25 protein-coding genes are annotated in these 23,601 nt (G+C 31.2%); 3 read left to right on the top strand and 22 right to left on the bottom strand.

Translation table 4 applies throughout. The features are described from left to right. Positions 1-279: 279 nt before the first annotated feature. Positions 280-2,184: a M13 family metallopeptidase gene (locus ACI2WZ_RS04535; protein WP_500244791.1), complete on the top strand. Its 1,905-nt coding sequence runs from the start codon at positions 280-282 to the stop codon at positions 2,182-2,184. Between the two features lie 27 nt (positions 2,185-2,211). Here ACI2WZ_RS04535 and ACI2WZ_RS04540 read toward each other — a convergent pair whose 3' ends face one another. The 4 genes from ACI2WZ_RS04540 to coaD form a co-directional block, all read right to left on the bottom strand. Continuing rightward, complete coding sequence (locus ACI2WZ_RS04540) at positions 2,212-3,534, bottom strand: Pr6Pr family membrane protein (RefSeq protein ID WP_500244792.1); 1,323 nt, start codon at positions 3,532-3,534, stop codon at positions 2,212-2,214. A gap of 161 nt (positions 3,535-3,695) precedes the next feature. Beyond that, a complete protein-coding gene (locus tag ACI2WZ_RS04545; protein WP_500244793.1) occupies positions 3,696-4,886 on the bottom strand; it encodes an acetate kinase in 1,191 nt (396 codons plus the stop codon). Further along, positions 4,886-5,869, bottom strand: a complete 984-nt coding sequence (gene pta, locus ACI2WZ_RS04550; protein ID WP_500244794.1) for a phosphate acetyltransferase — start codon at positions 5,867-5,869, stop codon at positions 4,886-4,888. Before pta ends, ACI2WZ_RS04545 begins: the two co-directional genes overlap by 1 nt. Before the next feature lie 11 nt (positions 5,870-5,880). Further along, positions 5,881-6,303 (bottom strand): pantetheine-phosphate adenylyltransferase, encoded by a 423-nt coding sequence (gene coaD, locus ACI2WZ_RS04555; RefSeq protein ID WP_023790110.1) that lies wholly within the window; start codon positions 6,301-6,303, stop codon positions 5,881-5,883. A gap of 99 nt (positions 6,304-6,402) precedes the next feature. On the opposite strand from coaD, the gene ACI2WZ_RS04560 reads away from it, so the two are divergent. Both ACI2WZ_RS04560 and ACI2WZ_RS04565 read left to right on the top strand, forming a co-directional pair. After that, positions 6,403-7,167 carry a type III pantothenate kinase gene (locus ACI2WZ_RS04560; RefSeq protein WP_500244795.1) on the top strand — a complete coding sequence of 255 codons (765 nt, stop codon included), beginning with the start codon at positions 6,403-6,405 and terminating at the stop codon, positions 7,165-7,167. 72 nt (positions 7,168-7,239) lie between these two features. After that, positions 7,240-8,061 (top strand): hypothetical protein, encoded by an 822-nt coding sequence (locus tag ACI2WZ_RS04565; RefSeq protein WP_500244796.1) that lies wholly within the window; start codon positions 7,240-7,242, stop codon positions 8,059-8,061. Between the two features lie 126 nt (positions 8,062-8,187). On the opposite strand, the gene adhE is transcribed toward ACI2WZ_RS04565, so the two are convergent. From adhE to ACI2WZ_RS04655, 18 genes are all read right to left on the bottom strand, one after another. After that, positions 8,188-10,806, bottom strand: a complete 2,619-nt coding sequence (adhE, locus tag ACI2WZ_RS04570) for a bifunctional acetaldehyde-CoA/alcohol dehydrogenase (RefSeq protein ID WP_500244797.1) — start codon at positions 10,804-10,806, stop codon at positions 8,188-8,190. Positions 10,807-10,989: 183 nt separating this feature from the next. Then, positions 10,990-11,394, bottom strand: coding sequence for a 30S ribosomal protein S9 (rpsI, locus tag ACI2WZ_RS04575; RefSeq protein ID WP_023790119.1), 405 nt, complete (start codon positions 11,392-11,394; stop codon positions 10,990-10,992). Then, positions 11,394-11,849: a 50S ribosomal protein L13 gene (rplM, locus tag ACI2WZ_RS04580; protein ID WP_023790121.1), complete on the bottom strand. Its 456-nt coding sequence runs from the start codon at positions 11,847-11,849 to the stop codon at positions 11,394-11,396. Before rplM ends, rpsI begins: the two co-directional genes overlap by 1 nt. Positions 11,850-12,131: 282 nt before the next feature. Continuing rightward, positions 12,132-12,872 (bottom strand): tRNA pseudouridine(38-40) synthase TruA, encoded by a 741-nt coding sequence (truA, locus tag ACI2WZ_RS04585; RefSeq protein ID WP_500244798.1) that lies wholly within the window; start codon positions 12,870-12,872, stop codon positions 12,132-12,134. After that, positions 12,872-13,738, bottom strand: coding sequence for an energy-coupling factor transporter transmembrane component T family protein (locus ACI2WZ_RS04590; RefSeq protein ID WP_407636229.1), 867 nt, complete (start codon positions 13,736-13,738; stop codon positions 12,872-12,874). Before ACI2WZ_RS04590 ends, truA begins: the two co-directional genes overlap by 1 nt. A 52-nt stretch (positions 13,739-13,790) precedes the next feature. Beyond that, positions 13,791-14,657, bottom strand: coding sequence for an energy-coupling factor transporter ATPase (locus ACI2WZ_RS04595; RefSeq protein ID WP_041612764.1), 867 nt, complete (start codon positions 14,655-14,657; stop codon positions 13,791-13,793). A gap of 353 nt (positions 14,658-15,010) precedes the next feature. Continuing rightward, positions 15,011-16,228 (bottom strand): energy-coupling factor transporter ATPase, encoded by a 1,218-nt coding sequence (locus tag ACI2WZ_RS04600; protein ID WP_023790129.1) that lies wholly within the window; start codon positions 16,226-16,228, stop codon positions 15,011-15,013. Positions 16,229-16,505: 277 nt separating this feature from the next. Next, positions 16,506-17,498 (bottom strand): NAD(P)-dependent oxidoreductase, encoded by a 993-nt coding sequence (locus tag ACI2WZ_RS04605; RefSeq protein ID WP_500244799.1) that lies wholly within the window; start codon positions 17,496-17,498, stop codon positions 16,506-16,508. 13 nt (positions 17,499-17,511) lie between these two features. Further along, positions 17,512-18,723, bottom strand: a complete 1,212-nt coding sequence (locus ACI2WZ_RS04610; protein ID WP_500244800.1) for an AEC family transporter — start codon at positions 18,721-18,723, stop codon at positions 17,512-17,514. Between the two features lie 84 nt (positions 18,724-18,807). Then, on the bottom strand, positions 18,808-19,593 hold the full coding sequence (locus tag ACI2WZ_RS04615) for a pyrroline-5-carboxylate reductase family protein (protein WP_023790135.1): 786 nt from the start codon (positions 19,591-19,593) through the stop codon (positions 18,808-18,810). Between the two features lie 55 nt (positions 19,594-19,648). Next, positions 19,649-20,008 carry a 50S ribosomal protein L17 gene (gene rplQ / locus ACI2WZ_RS04620; RefSeq protein WP_023790137.1) on the bottom strand — a complete coding sequence of 120 codons (360 nt, stop codon included), beginning with the start codon at positions 20,006-20,008 and terminating at the stop codon, positions 19,649-19,651. 15 nt (positions 20,009-20,023) lie between these two features. Further along, the gene (locus tag ACI2WZ_RS04625; protein WP_023790139.1) at positions 20,024-20,977 is read right to left on the bottom strand and encodes a DNA-directed RNA polymerase subunit alpha; all 954 of its coding nucleotides are present in this window, start codon (positions 20,975-20,977) and stop codon (positions 20,024-20,026) included. A gap of 7 nt (positions 20,978-20,984) precedes the next feature. Next, positions 20,985-21,377 (bottom strand): 30S ribosomal protein S11, encoded by a 393-nt coding sequence (gene rpsK / locus ACI2WZ_RS04630; protein ID WP_023790141.1) that lies wholly within the window; start codon positions 21,375-21,377, stop codon positions 20,985-20,987. Between the two features lie 16 nt (positions 21,378-21,393). Next, complete coding sequence (gene rpsM / locus ACI2WZ_RS04635; RefSeq protein WP_023790143.1) at positions 21,394-21,759, bottom strand: 30S ribosomal protein S13; 366 nt, start codon at positions 21,757-21,759, stop codon at positions 21,394-21,396. Between the two features lie 48 nt (positions 21,760-21,807). After that, positions 21,808-21,921, bottom strand: coding sequence for a 50S ribosomal protein L36 (gene rpmJ / locus ACI2WZ_RS04640; RefSeq protein WP_020834730.1), 114 nt, complete (start codon positions 21,919-21,921; stop codon positions 21,808-21,810). A 31-nt stretch (positions 21,922-21,952) separates the two neighbouring features. Continuing rightward, positions 21,953-22,180, bottom strand: a complete 228-nt coding sequence (gene infA / locus ACI2WZ_RS04645) for a translation initiation factor IF-1 (protein WP_023790145.1) — start codon at positions 22,178-22,180, stop codon at positions 21,953-21,955. Then, on the bottom strand, positions 22,180-22,950 hold the full coding sequence (gene map / locus ACI2WZ_RS04650; RefSeq protein WP_023790147.1) for a type I methionyl aminopeptidase: 771 nt from the start codon (positions 22,948-22,950) through the stop codon (positions 22,180-22,182). Before map ends, infA begins: the two co-directional genes overlap by 1 nt. Beyond that, entirely contained in the window at positions 22,950-23,585 is a 636-nt protein-coding gene (locus tag ACI2WZ_RS04655) for an adenylate kinase (protein ID WP_023790149.1), read from the bottom strand. The genes map and ACI2WZ_RS04655 overlap by 1 nt, the downstream gene beginning before the upstream one ends. Positions 23,586-23,601: the final 16 nt, after the last annotated feature.

The raw sequence follows: 23,601 nt of genomic DNA on the forward strand, positions 1-23,601 counted from the left end.
TTGGGTATATATTAATGTCACATAATATTATATATCATTCTATAGCGATTTTAAAAGTCTCCCTTAACGATTGCTATAAATGGGAGCGCCATTATTCAAAACCCACACTTTAATAATCGAAGCTAATTTAATAATTTTGAATTATTTAGTTGTTTATCATTAATTTAGTGACGTGTTTTAACGGGTTTATAATAAAAGTTATTATGCATTGGTAGGAAACGATACGCCTAGTTTTTTCAAAATAAAACAACTATAATACTAATATGTAAAGGAGAAATTATGAACGATAAATTAAGAGCACAAGACAATTTCTATGATTATATTAATAAAAAATGAATAGAGGAGAATGACTTACCTGAAGGTTATGCTTCTTGGGGAAGTTTCGAAATATTGAGGAAAAAATCGATTGATGATATTAAAGATTTAATATTTGATATGAAAAATAAATCTGATAAAGCAAGTCGAGACCAAAAACTAATAATTAATTTGTTTAATAATTATTTAAACAAAGATTTTAGAAATAAAGAAGGTTTAAAACCTATAGAAAATATTATTAAAGATATTGATAACCTAAAAAGTAAGGAAGAATTTACCAATTTCTTGATTAAAATGTTTGACAAGTATAGTTTATCTTTCTTTCATTCAAAGAGCGTTGATGCCGATTACAAAAATAGTAATTTAAGAGCACTTATGATAGGTTCAATGGACTTGGGAATGAGTGATCGAGATTTTTATGAAACAACACATCCAAGACACAAGGATATCAAAGAAGCTTATAAAATCTATATAGATAATTTATTGAAGGTATCAAAAATTAGTTTTAAAACTAAAAACCTTTTTGAATTAATATATAACTTTGAATATGAAGTGTCTAGAAGTATGTTACGTAGAGAAGAATTTAGAGTACCAGAAAATATATATAACATTTTTACAATTGATGAATTGAATAATGTGTGTTCATTCATCGATTGAAGTAAATATTTGAGTGAAACTGGTTACGATAAAGCAAGCAAAATAATTGTTACTGAACCGAATTACTTAAAAAAACTAAATGAGTTGCTGGCAACTTTATCAGTTGAAGACTTAAAGGATATTTTAACTTTCAAGGTTATAGCAGGATTTTCTTCATTGACTTCTGATGAGCTATACGATATTAACTTCCAATACTCTACAATATTCACAGGTGTAAAAGAAAAACGTCCAGAAATAGAAAGAGCTGTTGAGTTTGTAAATAATAGTTTAGGGGAGTTATTAGGTAAAGAGTATGTGAAAAAACATTTCTCAGAAGATGCAAAGAACGATGTTCTAGATATAGTTAAAAAATTAATAAAAGTGTACTCGAAAAGAATACAGGACTTAACTTGAATGACAGATACTACAAAGAAAAAAGCATTAGAGAAATTAAATAATTTCACCATTAAAATTGGTTACCCTGATAAGTTCGAGAATTTTGATGATGTAGAAATTAAAACTTATGAAGAGGGTCATTCATTGATTGATAATATTCAAGCAATAAAAAAACATTTTGTAAAAAAAGAGCTTGACGAAATTAATGACCCAGTGGATAAAGAAAAATGGTATATGTACCCTCAAACTGTTAACGCTTACTATAGTCCATCTTCAAATGAAATTTGTTTCCCGGCAGCGATACTTCAAAGTCCTTTTTATGATATTAACGAGTCTAGAGCAAAAAATCTTGGTGGGATCGGTGCTGTAATAGGTCATGAAGTAAGTCATGGATTTGATGATGAAGGTGGTAAGTTTGATAAAGATGGGAACCTTAATAATTGATGATCAGAAGAAGATTATAAACAATATAATAACTTAACTAAAAAACTAGTTGAACAATATAATTCTTATAAAATTAAAGATTCAAATGTCAATGGTACTTTAACCTTAGGTGAAAATATAGGTGACTTAAGTGGTTTAGCCGCTGCATTGGACATTTGTCTTGAAGAATGCCCAAACGACCTTAAAACTTTTTTTGAAAGCTTTGCATTTATTTGAAGAAGAAAGTCTACTGATGAACTGAAAAATACTAGGTTACTTGTCGACCCTCACTCTCCTGAAGAGTTTAGATGTAATGGAGTTTTGGTTAATATAGACAAATTCCATGAAGTGTACCAAACAAAACCTGGTGACGGGATGTATAAATCTCCAGAAGATCGAATAAAAGTTTGATAATCAAATAAAAAAATGCCTTAGCTTGAACTAGGGCATTTTTTTATTGTCTTTATTTTGTAAACTTTCAATAATTTGCTCATACCTTTTGTAATCATTGTTTGAAATAAGGACTCCTTTTTTCACAAGTCTTTGCAATCTCTTAGCTTCCCTTAAGTTATGTTTTACGAAACTCCTATCCATTGTACTAAGAGTATTTAATAGATCATTCAACGCTTCTTTATTCCGCTTCGCTTCTAATCGAGTTTTGCTTTTTTGCAATCTTTCGTTAACTCGTGTTTTTTTAAGCTCGCTCTTATATTCCTCTAACTTCTTTTTTCTCTCTGTTTTACTAAGAGTTTTTAAAGAAGTTTTTCAGTTTCTCAACTCAGTATTTGTATGTATTAATAATATTTTTAAATAATACATCATATTTTTCTTGTTTAACTTTTCGATTTTTATTCTATAATCGTGTTCTTCTTTTGAAAGAAGATTCTCATTTATATCATGTCAACGATAAAACTTTTTGTTATTTCAATTTAAATAGAACAATTGTGCAGTGATAACAATTGCACTAATGCAAAAGCAAGCTAAAGCAAAAATCAGAATTGCGTGTGTTTGGGAAATATTATTAGTTGGGAATCAAACATTACCATTTACATCTTTTAAAGTATAGTTAGTATGCAAATTCATAAACCAATACGGAAATCACATTTGAGAAGTATAGGGATTGGCATTTTGAATTGAACCTGCTTTATCTCCAAATATTTTTTCCCAACTGCTAACTCAGTGACCATTGTTATAAGTATATATATTCGAGAAGAATTTTGGTCCGTATAACCTGAATCTATATTCTCCACGAATCATGGCGTAACAAAGATAACCTAATGGGTAAAGAGTTATCCCATACATTGATAATTTACCATGTTCTCGGAAACTATAATAATAGTCACCAGAAGATATCATGAAATAATAAATCATTATAGAAGGAATTATCAAGTGTAGGATAATTGTTGAAACTCAATTAGCTTTTTGATAAGACCCAAACTCATCTTTTGATGAGACTAAACCAAGTCAAAAAACAAACATAGTAGTTGTAATATATACTGTGATAGCAAGTTCGATACCGAATGGAGGTTTTTTATTATACGCTTCCTTTAAGCACAATGCAAAAATTAAGTAAAAAACAACTAAATAATTTGATTGAGTAGTAAAGAAAGAGTAATATATATTCAATCTTTCTATTGTCGGTAAACTTGATACATTTTTTTTAGGAATATATATTTGAAATAAAAAATCAAGTATCAAAAACGCAATCATAAAAATTAAAAGAACCATTTTTATTGAAAACTCTAAATTTCTATTTATCTTCACATTTACGTACTCCTTTACTTTTGCTAAAAATTATTCTTGAAGAAAGCTAATTTCACTAAACTAATATAAAAATTATACACCTAGATATATATTTTAACGAATGAACAAATAAAATTACAAGCCTTACAAAAGAAAAAACTCAGCAACCTGAGTTTCTTATTTTATAAAAATTTTAAAGTTTCCTTGCAAATCATTAACTCTTCATCAGTACGCATTTTGAGTATTTTGTATAATGATTTAGCCGATGATATTTCTAAATGTTCATCATAAGATTTTAGATTTTGATCTTCATCTATATCCAACGGTATGATGTTAATTTTGTCTATTACTCCGCTTCTTACATCTGCAGCATTCTCGCCAATCCCAGCTGTAAACACAATTGCATCAACACTCCCGTTTAACTGATTTGTATACTTAATGATGAAATCAGCAATTTTTTGCGTATATAAATCTAATGCCATTGTGGCTTGTTTGTCTCCATTTAGAATGGCTTCCGTTATGTCTCTCATATCACTAGATATTCCCGAAAGACCTAATATACCAGACTTTTTGTTTAGTATGTCAGTTATCTCTTCAACATTCTTGTCCAACTGTTTAGCCATATATTGTAAAATTGATGGATCAATGTCACCAGTTCTTGTTCCCATTATAAGACCTGCTAGGGGTGTTAAACCCATAGTTGTATCAAAAGATTTACCCTCTTTAATACAACACATGCTAGCACCGTTACCTAAATGGCATACAATTAAGTTTAAATTTTCCTTATCTTTTTTTAATACCTCGGACATTTTTTCGGTTATATATTGATAACTAATTCCGTGAAAACCGTATTTTCTTAGGGAGAAATCTTGAAATCAAGAATAAGGAGTTGCATATAAATAGTTTTCTCTTGGCATAGTTTGATGGAAAGCGGTATCAAAACAACCCACAAGTTTTGCCCTACCCAGTTTCTTTTCAAAAGCTGTAATTGCTGTGAGAGCCCCAGGGTTATGTAATGGTGCTAGTTTGATATTTTCCTCGATTATTTTTTTATTTTCTTCTGTAAGTTCAACAGATCTTAAAATCTTATTTCCACCATGAACTACTCTAAAACCAATTCCCTTTATATCATCAAAATCTTTTATTAAGTTTAACCCTTTGAATCTTACTAGTATAGATTGAACAGCATCGTCGTGATTTTTCATTGAATCATCGAATTCAAACTTATCGGTTTTTGTTTTAATAATCAACCTACCATCAACATTAATTCTTTCCGCTATCCCCTCTACTATAGATATAGGATTATTTAAGTTTGAAGTATCAAAAAGCTTAAACTTTATAGAACTACTTCCTGCATTTACTATTAAAATCATTAATTAATTTCTCCATTTCTTTGTAAGGCTTGAAAAAGTGTTACTATGGATGTTTCATATATATCCTGAAATGTGGCTCCTCTTGAAAGATCATTTACAGGCTTATTCAAACCTAATATAAAGGGGCCGGATGCTTTGTATCCTCCCATTCTTTGTGCGATTTTATAACCAATATTCCCAGAATTTAGGTCTGGAAAAACCATAACATCGGGTTTTTCTTTAGTAATTTTTGAGCCTGGATATTTTTTATCTCTTACCTTTTTTACATAGGCGGAATCGAATTGCATTTCACCATCAAAAATAAAATCATTATTGGTTTTTTCATTTAATATATTGACAGACTCTTTTACTTTCTCTACCATTTGACCACTACCAGATGAATTAGTTGAGTAACTTAATAAGGATACCTGGACATCCTTAACGTTCATATCTTTAGCAAAGTATGCGGCCATAACAGAAATCTCAGCAAGCTGTCTTGGTGAAGGGTCTACATTTAGTGCACAATCAGTAAAGATTATTTGTTCTTCGTCTTTTGAAAGAATAAGAACTGAAGAAGCAATAGAATAACTATCAGAAGTTTTTATGATTTGTAATGTAGGTCTTAAAGTATCTGCAGTAGTGTAACTCAAACCACAAACCATACAATCAGCCTCTCCTAACTTAACAAGTAATGCTCCAAAATAATTTCTTTTTGTAACTAAATTTAATGCTTCTTCTTCTGTAATCTTTCCTTTTCTTATCTCCATTAAGAGATTAACCATAGACTTGTCAACTTCTCCAACGATATAAGTTTTTATTTTGCTATTTAAAGTACTAGGTATTTCATTCTTATTGTTGTAAAGCAATATAACATTTGCAAGTTCTTCTTCTATAATTTTGTTTGCCACTTGAACTATCTCTGTTTCTGTTCCCTCAGGAAAAACGATAGTCTTTTTATTTTTATTTTTTTTTATTAAAACGTTTAAGTCACTTATAGAATACATTTATTTTCTCCTTACTTATATTTATAATCGTTAATTTCTTTCAAACGTGTCGAAGAAATTTCTCTTTTGTTTGTATCAGCTATAAACAAGATTGTTTCTAAATCATGAAATATTTTTTTATTCGCATCTGCTAATTCTATTTCATAGTCAAGGTCACTTTTATCTCTTATTCCTCTAATTAAGTAGTTTACACCTAAGTTCCGGGCAAATTCACCCGTCAAAACATCCTTGTTTTCTAAAACTATACAATTCCCCAAACCTTTTACACTTTCTTCTATTTGAGATCTTCTACTCGAAAGGTTAGGGTTTGTATTTTTAAAAATGTTTTTAGTTATTACAATATAGACAACTTCAAAAAGCTTGCAGGCTTTTTTTAACACCTCTAAATGTCCTTCATGAAAAGGGTCAAAACTACCTGGGTAAATTGCTTTCATTAACTCACTCTCCTATATTTACTTTATTTTAAGACAAATATAGGAAAAAACTTTTTTATTATAAAATTTAGGTAAAATTATATTGTTTCGGAGGAAATTATGAGACTTTTGATGATTGATATTGGAAATACAACTGTTGATATTAGATTATGAGACTCAGAAACCAACATTACTAGCGAGGTATTCAAAGCATTATCTAAAAGTAATGAATACCGTTCTTCAAATATTATTATCAAAAAAATAGAAAGCTTAAAACTTTCTTTTGATGCTGTAATATACGTTTCAGTGGTACCTCAATGAAATGATGTTGTTAGAGCACTAGCACATAAGAAAAAAGTTAAATTATATAATGTTAGAGAAGAAAAGTTAGTTACAAACGAGACTTTTTTAGTAGACGACGTTAGAAGAATTGGTGCTGACTTTATTGCTAATTATTTTGGAGCCCTTAATAGTTACAACTATAAAAATTTTATTATCGTATCAATGGGTACCGCAACAACTTTATCGATTATTAATGATAAGAAATTTGTTGGTACAACAATTTCACCAGGTCTGGAATCAGGGATGAAAGGATTAATTCAAAATTGTGCATTATTAGAGAAACAAGATTATACATTATCTAACTTAAATTTTGGAAAAAACACATTTGACGCTATAAGTGTCGGAACCTATAACGGCCATTATTTAATGATAAAAGGGCTTCTAAAAGAACTTGCCAATTTCATGAATATTGATGGTGTTATATTTACGGGTGGATACGCCCTAACATATAAGAAAAATATTGAAACGGATAAATTCATATATGACGAATCACTCATTTTTAAGGGTCTTATATCAATCTTCTTGAGTCTCAACAAAAAGTAAAATTATAAAATTTATAATTAAAGATTATAAATTTTATAATTTAGTATATAATTTTATCAGGAGGAATTAATAATGAAAAAAGAACACAATGTTCCAGAACATAGCAATGAAGAGAAATTAAAAGATCATTATCATGGAAAACATCACTTTGACTCTAAAGGTCAACACGATGATATTGAAGATAAGGATTTTGCTTTCATAAACACTTTATTAATAACTGGTAAACGAAATATGATATACAAACTTGTACTAGCAGGTTTTTTTATGGCCTTGGCATTTATTTGTACTATCTTAGACGGGTATATAGGAGAAAAGTTTTTAAGTATCCCTACTCCTGCGGGTATGATAAGTGTGCGTTACTTAGATGTGACAATCATAATATTATCTATTGGTAGTTTAGGACCAGTAATATCAAGCTTAGTAGCATTTGTTGTCCCTTATGTACATTTCGCTGTTCATTCGGAACACAGTATTTACTCAATAGTCTTAGATTCATTTGGATATGTCTTACTTATATGGCTAATGTGAACATTTTATTATGTAATATCAAGGAATTCATACTACCATAAAGACCCTGTTAAAAAGAAAGACTTGTTTAAAAGATGAATGCCAATTATACCGTTTGTGCTAATTAGTTCGGCAATATTCGCATTTATAGTTGTTTTATCACTTTATTTGAGTGAAATAACAGGTGCTGAAGGTCACGATCACGAAGGTCACGATCACGAAGGTCACGATCACGAAAATGAAGTTAATTGGGATTCATTTAAACAAAAATACTTTATTACATTTATAGTATTTTTCTTTATTGAGGTTTTAAGATTTACAATAGTTTACGTCTTATATGCAGCAATAGAACCTAAATTAAAATTATTGAATCATAAATATAGATAAACATCAAAAAAACACTTCTCGGAGTGCTTGAAGATGTTTTTTTTATTATAAAACTTTACAGTATTTCAGTAGATTAAGTACTTAAAAAATACGCCTATCTGGGCGTATTTTTACAAAAGCTTTATTCTATTTATCTTTCCCTAACTTTTTAATGGGTTTTCCATAATATGCATCTAAATAAATATTTTTGATATCTTCTATCAAGGGGTATCTTGGATTAGCACCAGTACATTGGTCGTCAAATGCATCCTCTGCCATACTATCCAATGATTCTAAGAATTTGTTTTCGTCTACTCCATACATTTTAAAAGATGAATGCAACTCTACTTCTTTTGTTAATGATTGTATGGCCATTATTAATCCGTCAACTAGTTCCTCATTAGTTTTACCATTAATATTTAAATGTCTTGCCATTTTAGCATACTTCTCAAGAGAGTTTTGTGTTTCGAACTGAGAGAAATAAGTTTGTTTTCCGCCATCTATAATACAACCAGCATTATATCTTATTACATAGGGTAGTAAGATTGCATTGGCTGCGCCGTGGACAACACCGTGGTAACCTCCAACTTTATGTGATAAAGAGTGAACAATTCCTAAGAAAGCATTTGCAAATGATATTCCAGCAAAAGTTGCACCGTTCATAACCTTCTCACGCGCTTCTCTATCATTTGTTCCGTTATGATAAGCTCTAGAAAGATAGTTTAATATATTTTGAGCACCTTGTACGGCGTAACCATCAGTGTAATCCGTAGCCATAATTGATACATAGGCTTCCATACAATGAGTCAAAGCATCTAATGCAGGTGCATTCGTTGCGTTTTTTGGTACTGACAATGTTAATTCAGGGTCAATGATTGCCATTTGCGGTGTTAATGAATAATCAGCCAAAGGATATTTTTTATGATTTTTATCATCAGTGATTACAGAAAATGGTGTGACTTCTGAACCAGTTCCAGATGTTGTGGGTATACAAATCATCTTAGCTTTTTTTCCTGTGTTTGGATACTTAACAATTCTTTTTCTTATGTCTGCAAATGTTAATGATAATTCAGCAAAGTTTAGTTTATCGCCATCATTTTCATACATCAATCACATTAGTTTAGCGGCATCCATTGATGAACCACCACCAAAGCCAATGATAACATCTGGTGCAAATAATGCCATTTCTTTTGCACCTGCCTCAGTTGTAGAAAGCATTGGATTTGGTTCAACCCTATCAAAAATAGCATATTTTATTTTCATTGTGTCTAATACAGAAGTTATTTTCTTACCATATAATTGATTAATGATTTTGTCTGTTACTATATAAACTTTCTGAGTCCCTCATTCTTTAAGATCTTCAAGTGCAACACTTAGTGAACCAAACTTATGATAGATTCTCTCAGGTATTCTTAACCATTGCATATTATCCCTTCTTTCTACAACAGTTTTGATATTTAATAAGTTTAAAGGACCTACATTTTCAGAGAACGAATTGCCCCCGTGAGTACCACAACCAAGTGTTAAACTTGGCTCTAAACCAAAGTTATACATATCTCCAATTCCTCCGAATGCAGATGGTTGATTTATAAGCAATCTACCAGGGTTCAAAGTTTTAAAAAGCTCGAGTGATTTTTTTTGCTTGTTTAAGTCTGTTCATAACGAAGCTGTATGACCAGGACCCATCTTTAATATGTCCCTAGCTTTTTCAACGGCACTTTCTATATTATTTGCTTTATAGATTGAAGCATAGGTTGATAATTTCTCATGAGCCAACGCTTCTTTGTAAGAAGTGTCTTCCGCTTCAACCAGAATAAATCTAATATTTTTTGGAATTTTAATACCAACAAGTTCAGCTACTTTTTGTGCGTTTTGCCCCACTAATTCAGAGTTAAGTAGACCAAATTTACCTTCTTTGAACATTGCTTTTCGAAACTTTTGTTTTTCTTCTTCAGTTCTTACTATATAAGTATTTTTACTTTCGAATGACTTAATAACTTTTTCGTATATAGTATCTATAACTATCAAGGAATTCTCAGTAGCACAAACAACCCCGTTATCAAAAGTATTAGATTGAATAATTGATGATGTAGCCATATCGATATTGGCAGTATCATCTATAATGGCTGGTGCATTTCCTGAACCAACACCAATTGCAGGTACCCCAGAACAGTATGCTGATTTCACCATACCCGGACCACCGGTTGCTAAAATAATATTTGAATTTTTCATAACATACTCAGTTTTTTCTAATGAAGGTTCATCTACTCAACCAATAAAGCCTTTTGGTGCACCGGCTTTTATTGCTGCCTCTAAGACTATTCGGCTGGCTTCAATCGTACTTCTTTTAGCACCTGGATGTGGTGAAATAATGATACAATTTCTAGTTTTGATTGCTAACAAACACTTAAAAATGGCAGTAGATGTTGGGTTTGTAGTAGGTATAACAGCACCTATCACTCCTATTGGTTCATATACTTTCTCGATACCAAGACTCTTATCAGAGTAAAACGTACCTACAGTTTGTAAATCTTTAAATTTATTATAGATGAACTCACTTGCATAATGATTTTTTAATATTTTGTCTTCAATAATACCCATACCAGTTTCTTGCTTTGCCATTTTTGCTAAAGCAATTCTGTTTTCATTAGCCGCAATAGCAGCTGCCTTGAATATTTTGTCGACTTTCTCCTGAGAGAAAGATGAAAACTCTTCGTAAGCTTTTTGTGCTTCCTTGAATATTTTAGATAACTTTTCCATTTGCATTATCCTTCATTAAGTAAGATCCCTTACTTATCCTTCCATAATAATTATGACACTTCCTGATAAATACTACCGCTTTATTTTAAAAAAATAGAACTTTTTCCAAAGTAAAAAAAAACTATAGGATAATTGAAGTTAAAAAAAACACCTTTGTAAGGTGTTCATATGCGCATATGATATTGTATATTAACGTTTTGAGAATTGAGGCGCTCTACGAGCTCCATATAAACCATATTTTTTACGTTCTTTAACACGAGCGTCACGAGTTAACAAGCCTTTGCTTCTTAATTCTGCTTTGTAATCCTTACTTGCCTCTAAAAGTGCTCTTGCTATACCTAAACGTGCCGCTCCAGCTTGACCTGTGAAACCTCCACCTTTAACCATAACTCTAATTGAAAAGTCTTCTTTTGTTCCAGTTGCCACAAGTGGTAATTCCATTTCTTGTACTAATGTTGCGTATGGGAAAAAGTCTAGAGCTTTTAAGCCATTAACGATTATTTCACCATTTCCAGGAGTTAAAATAACTTGGGCAACAGAAGATTTTCTTCTACCTGTACCTCTGTACATTGCTTCATTTTTCTTTATTGCCATTATTTATTATCTCCTTTTTTTGAACTTAACACTAAAACTTCTGGATTTTGTGCCTGATGTGGATGTTCTGGGCCTGCATAAACATGCAATGCACGATACTGGTTTGAACCTTGAACATTTTTTGGTAACATTAGACGAACAGCTCTTTCCACAATTCTTTCTGGAAACAATTGACGTTGAGTTTTAACATTTCTTGATTTCAATCCACCTGGGTGCATTGAGTGATGATAATAATTCTTGTCATTTTCTTTTTTTCCAGTTAAGACTACTTTTTCAGCATTTATAACAATTACATGATCTCCATTATTGATGTGTGGTGTAAAAGTTGGTTTGTGTTTTCCTCTTAATATTGTTGCAACCTCAGTAGATAATCTACCTAAAATTGCATCAGTTGCGTCAACTACATATCACTTTTTGGCAATGTCTGCCGTTTTAATTAGTGTAGTTTGTTTCATGTGCTTTTTTCTCCTTCGCTTCCGGGGCTAGTGAGTAAGCAAATATATTATATATTATTTTTTAAATTTTTGTATAATTAGGTATTAAAAACTAAGTAAAAACAATAAAAAAACGCTTTTGCGTTTTTTTGTAGTCGTTGTAGCTATCATATATTATGCAGTTTTCCCTTATTACACTATGGAATTATTCAAAAAAACTGCAGCAATACATACTACCTACTGATTTATTAGACGTTATATAATTCAAAACGACTACATTTATATTTTACACAAACAAATCAATTAATATGTAATTTTATACAAAATTAGTCCCCTTGGGTCTGCAATGTATGGGAGTTTATTAGCTTCCTTATTAAGGACTTTGATAATATCTGATTTCTCAATCTTGTTTAATGCATATGCAAATGCTGCTCCAAGGATCATCCTAATTTGATATCTTATGAAACCTTTCGCTACAAACTCAATTGTATAAATGTCCTTTGAAAATTTTAGTGTTATATCTTTTATTTCACGTTTAGTATTTATTACATCGGCCTCTAACTTTGTTAGACCTGAAAAATTGATAAAATCGTGCTCTCCAATAAATAACTTTAATGCTTCGTTTAGTTTATCGAAGTTTAAGGGTCTCTTTGGAACATAATAAAAGCGGTCTTCAAAAACCGATCTTTTATTAGTTTTGATAATGTATTTATATATTTTTTCTTTACAGTTTCTTACCTTAAAAGAAGCGTCCACAGATTCGAAGTTCTTAATCATTATTCCGAGTGGTAATGAACTATTTATAGCTCTTATAAAACCAGGAAAAATAGGTTTAAAATCTAGTTCTATTCAAACTTTTTGGTCCTTTGCGTGTACTCCAGAATCTGTTTTAGAAGCCCCGACTAGTCTAAAACTCGTACCTTTTGTAACTTTGAAGATAGCTTTTTCTAAAGCTCCTTGTATTGTTTTTTGGTTTGATTGTTTTGCTCATCCACAAAAATCTGTTCCATCATATTCTAAGGTGAAAACATAGTAATTCTTCATTAAATATCAAGTATTTTATCTAGTCTTGGCATTTTAATCACATTTAGAACATCAAAGTAACCATGACTATAGATGAATAAAAATACTATTATAGACATAACAGATATGAAAATAAATCAATCTCAAATTCTAAATTTCACTTGGCGATATCTGGTTCTTTTTGCGTGTGGATCATATCCTCTTGAGTCCATTGCGTATGCTAGGTCTTCAGCCTTTTGAAACGCTGAAACTAATAATGGTATTATTAAAGACGTCATTGACTTGACTTTATCCGCTAATTTACCATTTTTAAAATCTATCCCCCTAGAGGATTGTGCTTTCATTATCCTTCCAGCCTCATCGATTAGCGTTGGAATCATTCTTAAAGCAATCGAAATGATTGTAGAAAATATATAAACTGGTATACCAATTAACTTTAGTGGTCACAATAAGTCTTCAATTGCTAATGTCAACTCTAATGGTTGTGTGGTTCCAGTCAAAATAGTGGTTAAAGTTATCATCAAGAATATTCTTAATGTCATATATGAAGCTCTATAAAATGCTTTTTCAGATATATAAATTTTTTTTCAATTAAAAATATATCCGGACTCATTAGACTCACCTCATCTTGCGCTTTGAGAGAGCATTTTTCAATCAATGTTTTCAGAAGCTAAGGGTGCTAACATAAAAAAATTAATTAAAATCAACACAATAAAGATAAACAATATCGGGGTAAATAATTTTCACAGCATTTTAAAATTTAGTTTACTTACGAAAAACAATCCCATAATTAGAGTACCGGCTATTGCAAAACCCGTAAAACCAATTTTAAGAAAAATAATAACAATAAGACAAAGAATCATGAAAAGTTTAATTCTTGGATCCATTTTATGAATTATAGAGTTATGTGGCATGTATCTACCAAAAACCATTCTCATACTATTTTCCCCCTAATTTTGTTCTAGATTCTTTTATTGCAAGTGCTAATTCCTTAATTGTTCTAAATTCCTTTGCGGTAATGTCAATTCCCTTTTCTTTAAGACCATGAGCCACTTTATATAATTTAGGTGGTTCTATTTCAATCTTTTCAAGCAATTCCTTGTTTGAAAAGATTTTAAATGGGGAATCCTTTGCAATAACCCTACCTTTATGCATCACAATTACTTCATCAGCGATCTGCAATACATGGTCCATGTTATGGGTAACTATAACAATTCTTTTTTTCTTTTCTTTATTCAAGTTGTAAAATAAACGCATGAAGTCTTCTTCACCTTGCGGGTCTAAACCACCAGTAGGCTCATCTAATACCAATGTGTTTCCGTCCATAGCAATTATCCCTGCAATAGCCACTCTTCTTTTTTGACCACCAGATAAGTCGAATGGACTTCTTTTTGCGTAATCAGTTGGCAAATCAACCATCTTAAGTAGATCTGGTACTTTTTTTAAACTTTCTTCTTTGTCTGCTCCAAGGTTTATAGGTCCAAAGGCGATGTCTTTTTCAATTGTATCTTGAAATAGTTGGTACTCAGGAAATTGAAATACTAAACCGACTTCCCTTCTCAAGTCTTTAACTTCTTTAATTTTTTTAGTTGAAGCTAAAATTGGGTAATTGCCAACGATTGTACGTCCGGTTTCTGTTGTTATTAAACCATTAGTCAACTGAATTAGGGTTGATTTACCTGAACCTGTCATTCCAATTACGGCTGTTATTTTACCCTTTTGTATTGTTAAATTAGTTCCGTTAAGTGCTCGAAACTCAAAAGGTGTATTGATACCGTAAGTAAATGAAACGTTTTCTAACTTGATTTCACCTGAGAAATCAAAATACGTATTTTTAGCTTTCGCAAGTTTTTTCTTGTAAGACTTTTTATCGCTCTTAGTTTTTGTTTCGAGGTTATTATATCAACTTCTTACTTCATTTACTCTTTCTGGAGCGTTTTGTAAATCTGCCTTCTTGTAATCTTTCAACTCTTTTTGATATTCTTTTTGTTTAGATAAGTCACTCTTAATATTAGCTATTATTTCTTTGTGTTTTTGTTTTCTTATTTTAGTTTGTTTTTTTTGATTGATAGCTAATTCACGAACATGATTTTTGTATTTTGTTTTTGAAGCTTTTTTTTCAACTATTAGTTTTGCTTTTTCTTCGGGTGTAGCATCTCTTAATTTTGACATATTTTATTCACTAACTCCTCTAAGTTATTACTATGCTCTAGCTTTATTCCTAGCTCCTCAAGAGCTTCTTCAACCTGAGCAACAAAAGGAATATCTAGGTGTATTGAACGGAGAAAATCTTTGTCGGCCAGAATTTCCTTTGGAGAACCAAATTTTACTAGTTCCCCTTTATTCATAACCATTACTTTATCCGCATTAAGAATTTCATCCATATCGTGTGTAATCGAAAAGATAGTTTTCTCTCTTGTGTTTTTTAATTCAACCATTATATTTTTTACTTCTGTTTTTCCTTTTGGATCTAACATACTTGTAGCTTCATCAAAAATTAATATATCTGGTGAAAGAGCTAGGGCAGATGCGATAGCAACTCTTTGTTTTTGTCCTCCCGACAACATTAGTGGCTCGTGGTCTAAGAATTCATGCATATTTACTTTTTTAGCGGACGCCTCGATGATGTCACCCATTTTTGATGGTGCCATTCTTCTATTTTCCAAACCAAAAGCAATATCATCTCTAACTGTTGATCCTATAAACTGGTTATCAGGGTTCTGAAAAACAATTCCTAAAAATTTTCTTGCTATATTTATGTTACTTCCAGTAACTCTATTTCCATAAATATCTATGCTCCCAGCTGTTGGTTGCAAAACACCAATAATTATTTTTGAAAGGGTTGATTTACCACTCCCGTTATGTCCAATTATAGTTACATAATCCCCGTGTTTTACTTCTAAACTAACTTCCTTAACAGCCAATGGGTAGTCTTCACGATATTTAAAAGAAACATTAGTTAATTTAAGTGCGATGTCACTTAATTTAGTTAACTCTCCACTATGACCTCGGTCTTTTATTGCATTTTTGGCTTCTTTGTAAATGTATTGAGCTGTCTTATAATGTTCATAGCTTTTTCAATATTCTTCGCTGCCTTTTTTATGCTTATTAAGTTTTTGTGCTTCCATTTTAAAATTATCCAAAAATATTTTAGTGTTAGCAAAGTTTTTAAACTCAGTTTTCATATTTTTATATTCGAGTTCATATTTTTTTACAAAATCTTTATCAACATCTCTTTTTGCATATTTTGCCTTTGCCACAATTACTCTTTGACTTGAACGAACTAATTTATCATTGTATTCGTTTAGTTTTAATTTAAAATCGTTTAAATCTTTAGTTGTCAAAACTTTCATTACTTCAACATTACTATTTTCCATAAATTTAGTCCTTTCATACATTTTTGATTATATCAAATATGTTAACAAAATAAATTATATTTTATATAATTTAGAGTTAAAATCAAGTATATTTTGTAATATAATTAAAAATTAAGCTTTTAACCAACTCTATTTTATACTAATTTTACACTTATTGGTTTATAATATCTGCTAAAAAAGGTAGGTATTAATATCTCACAAACTACTTATTTTAAGAGAGGTATTCATTATGTTAGGAGCTAAGAATGTATATAATTAAAAAAAGATGAACCCATCTTTATTTGATTATATTTTTACATGAATTAGTTTGAATAAACTCCTTTAAGTTTTCAAAGCTTATCTCCACCATATTTTTAACGGCTTCATCAGTAAAACTTCCAATATGAGGAGTGATCAAAACTCTTGGTTTTAATGAAAGTAACTTTTCGTAAGTTGCATTATTGAGGTCTTTGACATGTGTTTTAAAGAAAACCTCGCTCTCGTTAGTTAAAGTATCTAAGCACACAGACTTTATATGTTGAACTTCTAAAGCGCTAAGTAAGTCATTGTAGTTGATAAGTTCCCCTCTTGCAGCATTTATAAGTATTACACCCTTTTTCATCATTGCTATTGACTCTTTATTTATAAACTCTTCATTTTGGCCTTTGATAAGCGGGCAATGAAGTGTAATCAAGTCAGATTTCATCAAAAGCTCATTTAATGATGTATACTCAATAATTTCTTTGGCATCTGAGCGTGGAAATATATCATAACCAAGTACTTGGGCACCTAAACTTTTTCAAGCTTTAGCAGTTTCAAAACCAATTCTACCTGTTCCTATTACTCCAATGGTAGAATTTCTTACTTCTTTAGAGAAATAATTATTATCAATTAGAAAGTCTTTTTTATTCATTTTATCCGCCATTAAATTTAAATTTCTTATCATGTACAAACCCATAGAGAGAGCTAACTCACTAACGGCATTTGGTGAATAATATGGTACATATGCTGTTTTTATTTCTAATTTCTTTGCTGCATCAATGTCTATATGATTAACTCCAACGGTTCTAGTAAAGCAATATTCTACTCCCTTGTTTTTCATGTAAGTCAGGTTTTTTTCATCAGCAATACAGTTAGCTCTTAAAAGAACAACATTGTGGCCATCTATTAAATTAATGTTACTATGGTTAAATAATTCTTTTGTAAATGTTAATTCATAATTGTATTTCTTATTTACATCGTTGAAGATTTTTTCTTCAACATCTCGCACACCAAAACATATAATTCGCATATAAATTTCTCCTTTAAGTCACAACTCCAAATATGGGTAGAACACTAATAGCTGTAACGACTACTACCCATATTGGTAAAGTTATGACAGATAATAAAGTAGATAAAGTAGTAAGGTTACTAGATAGATTTGCTCCCTTTTGATAAGAAATCGAGTACGCTACTACCACATTAGCTGGTGGGGAAGCTGTTAGTATTACCAATGAAACAAGTTGAATGTTTGTCAGTTTGAATCAACCGGTCTGATAACCAATAAAAGCAAATACCATAACAAACAATAATATTATCAAAGGTGCCACTAAAACTTTTATAACCGATGCGTATCATACTGTTTTGTCTTTTATAGCTTCTTTTAAATTACCCTTATTCATTGTCATACCAATAGCAAGTCAAGCTAATGGAGTGCAAATAGTTTGTAATGTAGAAATAATTTTAAACGATGGTGGAAACAAAAGATCAAAACGTAAGGGGGAATCTAGGACTTTTTCTTTGACTTTAGAGCCGTTAGACATCGTCGAAGTCATCGTTCTTCCTAAATCTAGACAACGAATCCCTGGTATTAATTGTGTTGATCAAATAAATAAACCAATAAATGTACATATCAATATAGGGTTGCAGAAAATATTTTTTAGGGTCTGCTTCCTAATTTTTTTATTTTCAATTACTTCGACTTCATTCATATCTTTTCTTTTTTTTGTAACTATTAGAGGTTTTTTACTCATAACTATGAAAGCAAACGAGTATAAAAAAACTCTATAAGGAACGTTAAATACATTCGTTGTTAGTTTGCTAGCATTAGCCTCAGTTCCTTCAAAAAGGGCTGTTACAACTGGTATCCCAAAAAACGTTGTAGAAGCAAACGCAATACACATTGCTAGTGTGTCTTTGATGTCCTTCTCGTACTTTAAGAAAAATATTTTTGAAGATACAGACATAATAGCATAAAATGCAAAACCAATAATTATTACTACAAGCTCACCTTTAAGGTTATCAAGAGTAATGTCTGAATCAGCATTTTGTACTAAAAAACCGCTTAAAGCTAGTGCAGGTAGTCCAACAAGCATTACTATTTTTATTAAGACTTTCTCTCACTCAGCTTTAAATATTCCTTTGAATGCTAATAAATAACCCATACCAATAACAAAAATTGTCGCAAATATAGCTGACCATATTCCTCATGACCCAAGAGTTGTAATTAGAGCATCCGAAACTTTACTATATATCATTTTATTCCGAGCCTTTATCTTTCTATTTAAAGTATACTCGAAATATTACTTTCTATTTGGTTATTTTTGGAATTTTTTTCTATATTAGCATTTATTTTTAGCTGTCTCTAGACACTCGATAAGTATACTTTTGAAGTGTTTATCTTTTAATATATTGTGGCCAGCAATTGTTGGACCACCCGCAACACATACTTCGTCAATTAGTTCATCAAGTGACTTCTCCGATGTAAATGCATTTTCTATGGAATTCATAATGCACTCTTTTAAGAACACTTGACTCTCCTGTTTTGTAAATCCGTTCATAAGTGAAAACTCTTCAAAACCCTTAAGAAATTCGAATATAAATGCTGGTGAAGTACCCGTTAGAGCTACAAACGCAGGAAAGATTTCTTCTTTTATCTCATAAATACTACCAAATTTTTTTATTAATGATATACCGTAATTTAATAGATCCGTATTCTCGCCATGTATGGCAAAACTGGTTGTTGATTTTAAATTCATTGCATTCATATTTGGAATTATTCTGATTATATTGATATCATAACCTACTAATTTTTTTAGATGTTCAATTTTCAATGCATTTACCATACTGATTAATAACATTCCCTCGAGGTTCACACATTTCATATTCATAAAGAGTTCTTCAACATCAGCTGGTCTAACCCCAATGATAATGATGTCAAACTTATGTGCATTTATTTCTTCTATTGATTTTAGTGCTTTACATTTATATTTGTTTTTAAGTTCTTCACTCCTTTTTCAAGTTCTATTCAAAATATAAATTTCATCTTGATTTTGGTTATTTAAAGATAAGGCTTTTAAAATAGCTTCTGCCATTCTACCTACCCCAATAAATAAAATTTTTTTCATAGTAAATCCTCCTAATGTAATCATAAACAAAAAAAATGTCCGTCTGGACATTTGTTTAAACTAGCTCTATGATACACATAGGTGCATTATCACCACGACGACTATCAAGTTTCAAAATTCTTGTGTAGCCACCATTTCTTGTTTTAAATCTTTTAGAAAGACTTGTAAATAACTTTTGTAATGCTGTTTCCTTTTCTGATGCATTTGTGTGTCTCAATCATGCAGCTGCTTGTCTTCTAGCATGTAAATCCCCACGTTTTGCAAGTGTAATCATATGGTCAAAGTGCTTTCTTAACTCTTTTGCTCTTGTTTCAGTAATTTCTAGTTTTTCTGAAATAATTAGTTCAGTAGTTAAGTTTCTCATTAAAGCGACTCTTCAAGCTGTGTTTTTTCCTTGTTTTTGAATGTATGACATATCAAGTACACCTCTCTAGTCTTGTTTAAAAGTTAATCCTAATTGGACCACTTTATCTTTGATTTCTTTTAATGATTTTCTACCCAAGTTTCTAATTTCTTGAATATCATCTTCACTACGTGATACTAAATCTCGTAATGTATTGATGTTTGCTCTTTTTAAACAATTTAAACTTCTTTGTGTAAAGTCTAAATCTTCAATTAAACGATCTAATTCTTTTTCGTCTTCTTCATTAGATACCCCAATGACATTAAGTTCATTGATTTCATCGTTTAGATTTACGAAGAATTGTAAATGTTCAACTAAAACTTTTGAAGCGGTTGCAACAGCATCGCTTGCACTAATAGTTCCATCAGTTTCAACTTGTAAAGTTAGCTTTTCTAAATCTACAGATTTACCAATTTTAGTAGCATCGACGTGATAAGCCACTTGAACTATTGGAGAATAGTTTGAATCAATTGTAATTGAATCCGCTGTTATTTTCTCTTTTTTGTTGTCTTTGAATGAACGATAACCTCTTGAGTTTTTTGCAAATAAAGTTAAATTTAAAGCTCCACCGTCAGCAATTGTACATATATGTAAATCTTTATTGATTATTTCCACTCCCGTAGGAACTTCAATATCTCCTGCTTTTACATCTCCAACTGTCTGAGAGTTTATTGTTAATTCTACAACTTCATCATCTTCAAATATTTTTTCATCAATTTTAAGTGCTAATTTTTTAATGTTTAGAATTATACGACTAACATTTTCAACTATACCTTCAATTGATGTAAATTCATGAGCTGCACCTGCAAGTTTAATTGCATATACAGCTGCACCTGGTGTTGAACTAAGAAGAGTTCTTCTTATTGCGTTACCAAGCGTGGTACCAAAACCTCTTTCCAAAGGTTCTACTTTAAATTCCCCATAGTTTTTATTTTTTTCTTCTTTTAATAAAGTAAATTCTGGTCTTGCGAATTGTTTCATTTAATTATTAACCTCTTGGGCGTTTACGGGGACGCACACCGTTATGAGGAATTGGTGTAGTATCTTTAATTGATGTAATTTCTAATCCGATACCTTGTAAACTTCTTACAGCGGCATCTCTTCCTGGACCTGGTCCTTTAACTTCTACTGAAATTGTTCTGACTCCGTTATCCATTGCCCCTTTACCAGCGGCTTCAGCTATCATTTGAGCTGCATATGGTGTTGATTTTTTGCTTCCTTTGAAACCTAGGGCTCCAGCGCTTGATCAAGATAATACATTACCTTGTTCATCAGAAACAGTTACGATTGTGTTGTTGAAAGTAGAGTGAATGTGAGCTATACCTTTAGCAATATTTTTTTTGACTTTTTTACGATTGTTATTTTGTTTGTGATTTGCCATTGTTTAAACTCTCCTACTATTTTTTCTTATTAGCCACAGTTTTACGAGGGCCTTTTCTGGTACGTGCATTTTGTTTAGTTGATTGTCCACGTACAGGTAGTCCCTTTCTGTGTCTCATTCCTCTATAACTTCCAATTTCCATCAATCGTTTGATATTTAATGCTGTTTCTCTTCTTAAATCTCCCTCAGTTTTTCATTTTGAAATTTCTTGCGAGATTGCTTTAATATTATCTTCTGTTAAATCCTTAACTCTAATATCTTCGCTTACTTTTGCAGCCTCTAGGATTTTTTGTGATCTTGATAAACCAATACCATAAATGTAAGTTAGAGCGATAACTACTCTTTTTTCGTTAGGTATCTCTACCCCATTAATACGAGCCATTATTCTTTTCCTTTCTAAATAAAATTAAAATATCTTTAAAATTATTGATTAACCTTGACGTTGTTTATGTTTTGGTTGTTCACAAATAATCATTACACGGCCTTTACGTCTAATTACACGACATTTATCGCATATTTTTTTGACAGATGATCTAACTTTCATCTATTTAACCTCCTGATTTTTGTTCTAATTATTACTTACCATTTTTGAAACGGTAAGTAATTCTTCCACGTGTTGGGTCATATGGTGAAATTGCTATAGTGACTTTATCACCTGGTAAAATGCGGATGTAATTCATGCGGATTTTACCAGACACGTGGGCGTCTATTACTATATCATTTTCTAATTTCACCTTAAAAGCAGCGTTGGGTAATACCTCAACAACAACTCCTTCAACTTCTAAATGATCTTCTTTTGCCATTAATTTTCCTCCTTTGGTGTAAATAAAGTTAATATTTCTGGGTCTCCCTCAGTAACCAAAATTGTATGTTCGAAGTGAGCTGTCATGCTACCATCACTAGATGACACTGTTCACTTGTCATCTCCAACCACAGTTTTGTTAGTACCAATTTGAACCATTGGTTCAATACATATTGCCATTCCAGGAATTAGTCTCATTCCTGTATTTTGAACACCCACATTTGGAACATATGGGTCTTCGTGCATCTCTAAACCTATACCGTGACCGGAATAATCTGTTGGCAATTGAAAACCATATCCTTCAATAAAATTTTGAACAGTTGCTGAGATGGTTCCGATGCGCACACCGGCTCTTACCTGTTCAATTGCCAAGAATAGTGACTTTTCGGTCACATCTATTAGTTTATCATATAAATTAGTGCTTTTGGTTCCACAAATAGTGGTAAATGCAGAATCCGCATGGTATCCCTCATAAATGCATCCAGCATCAATTGAAACAATGTCTCCGTCCAGCAAAACTCGATCGGTTGGAATTCCGTGGATTAGTTGTTCATTGATTGATATGCAAATATGTGCTGGATAACCATAATAATCTTTGAAATTACTTTTACAACCTTTTTCAGTTATAAAATCAATAAAAAACTTATCTAGTTCTAGGCAATTTACGCCTGGCTTGATCAGTTTTTTTAGGTTATACAATGCTTCTCCTAAAACTTTTCCTGCAACCCTCATTTTTTCTATTTGAGTTGAGTTTTTAATAGTTACTGCCATTAGAATCCCAACTCAGAAGCTATTTGATTATAAACTTCTTGGGGGCTAAGGTTAGAAGAATTAACAGAGATTAATTTCTCAGCGTAAAATTCTACTAAAGGAGCCGTTTCTTTTTGATAAGCATCTAATCTAACTTTTATTTTATCTTGTGAATCATCGGGTCTGGTTATTAACTTTCCTGAGTCATAATCACAGATGCCCTCTATTTTAGGTTTTCTATTTTTTATATGAAAACTCCTTTTGCACACTTCACAAACCCTTCTACCAGTTAAACGATCCATCAATATTGACTCATCCACTTCAATATAAATTACTTTTTCTATTGACGAATCTAGTTCTGCAAGCATTTCATCAAGGGCGTGTGCTTGATCAATAGTTCTAGGGAAACCATCAAATATCAATTTTTGGTGTTTTGATTTCAAGTAGTCTTTAACCATAGCATTAGTCACTAAATCGGGCACTAATTGACCTTCATTCATATATTTTTTTGCTTCTATACCGAGATTTGTGTTGTTGTTAATGTTTTTTCTAAATAAATCACCCGTTGATAGTTGGGTGAATCCATTTTTTTCACATAAAAGTTCTGATTGAGTACCTTTTCCGCTACCTGGTGCACCAAGTAAAATAATATTCATTTTTCTTTCTCCTTCA

It is taken from the genome of Spiroplasma endosymbiont of Megachile willughbiella (assembly GCF_964273395.1).
GTDB lineage: Bacteria > Bacillota_I > Bacilli_A > Mycoplasmatales > Mycoplasmataceae > Spiroplasma_A > Spiroplasma_A apis.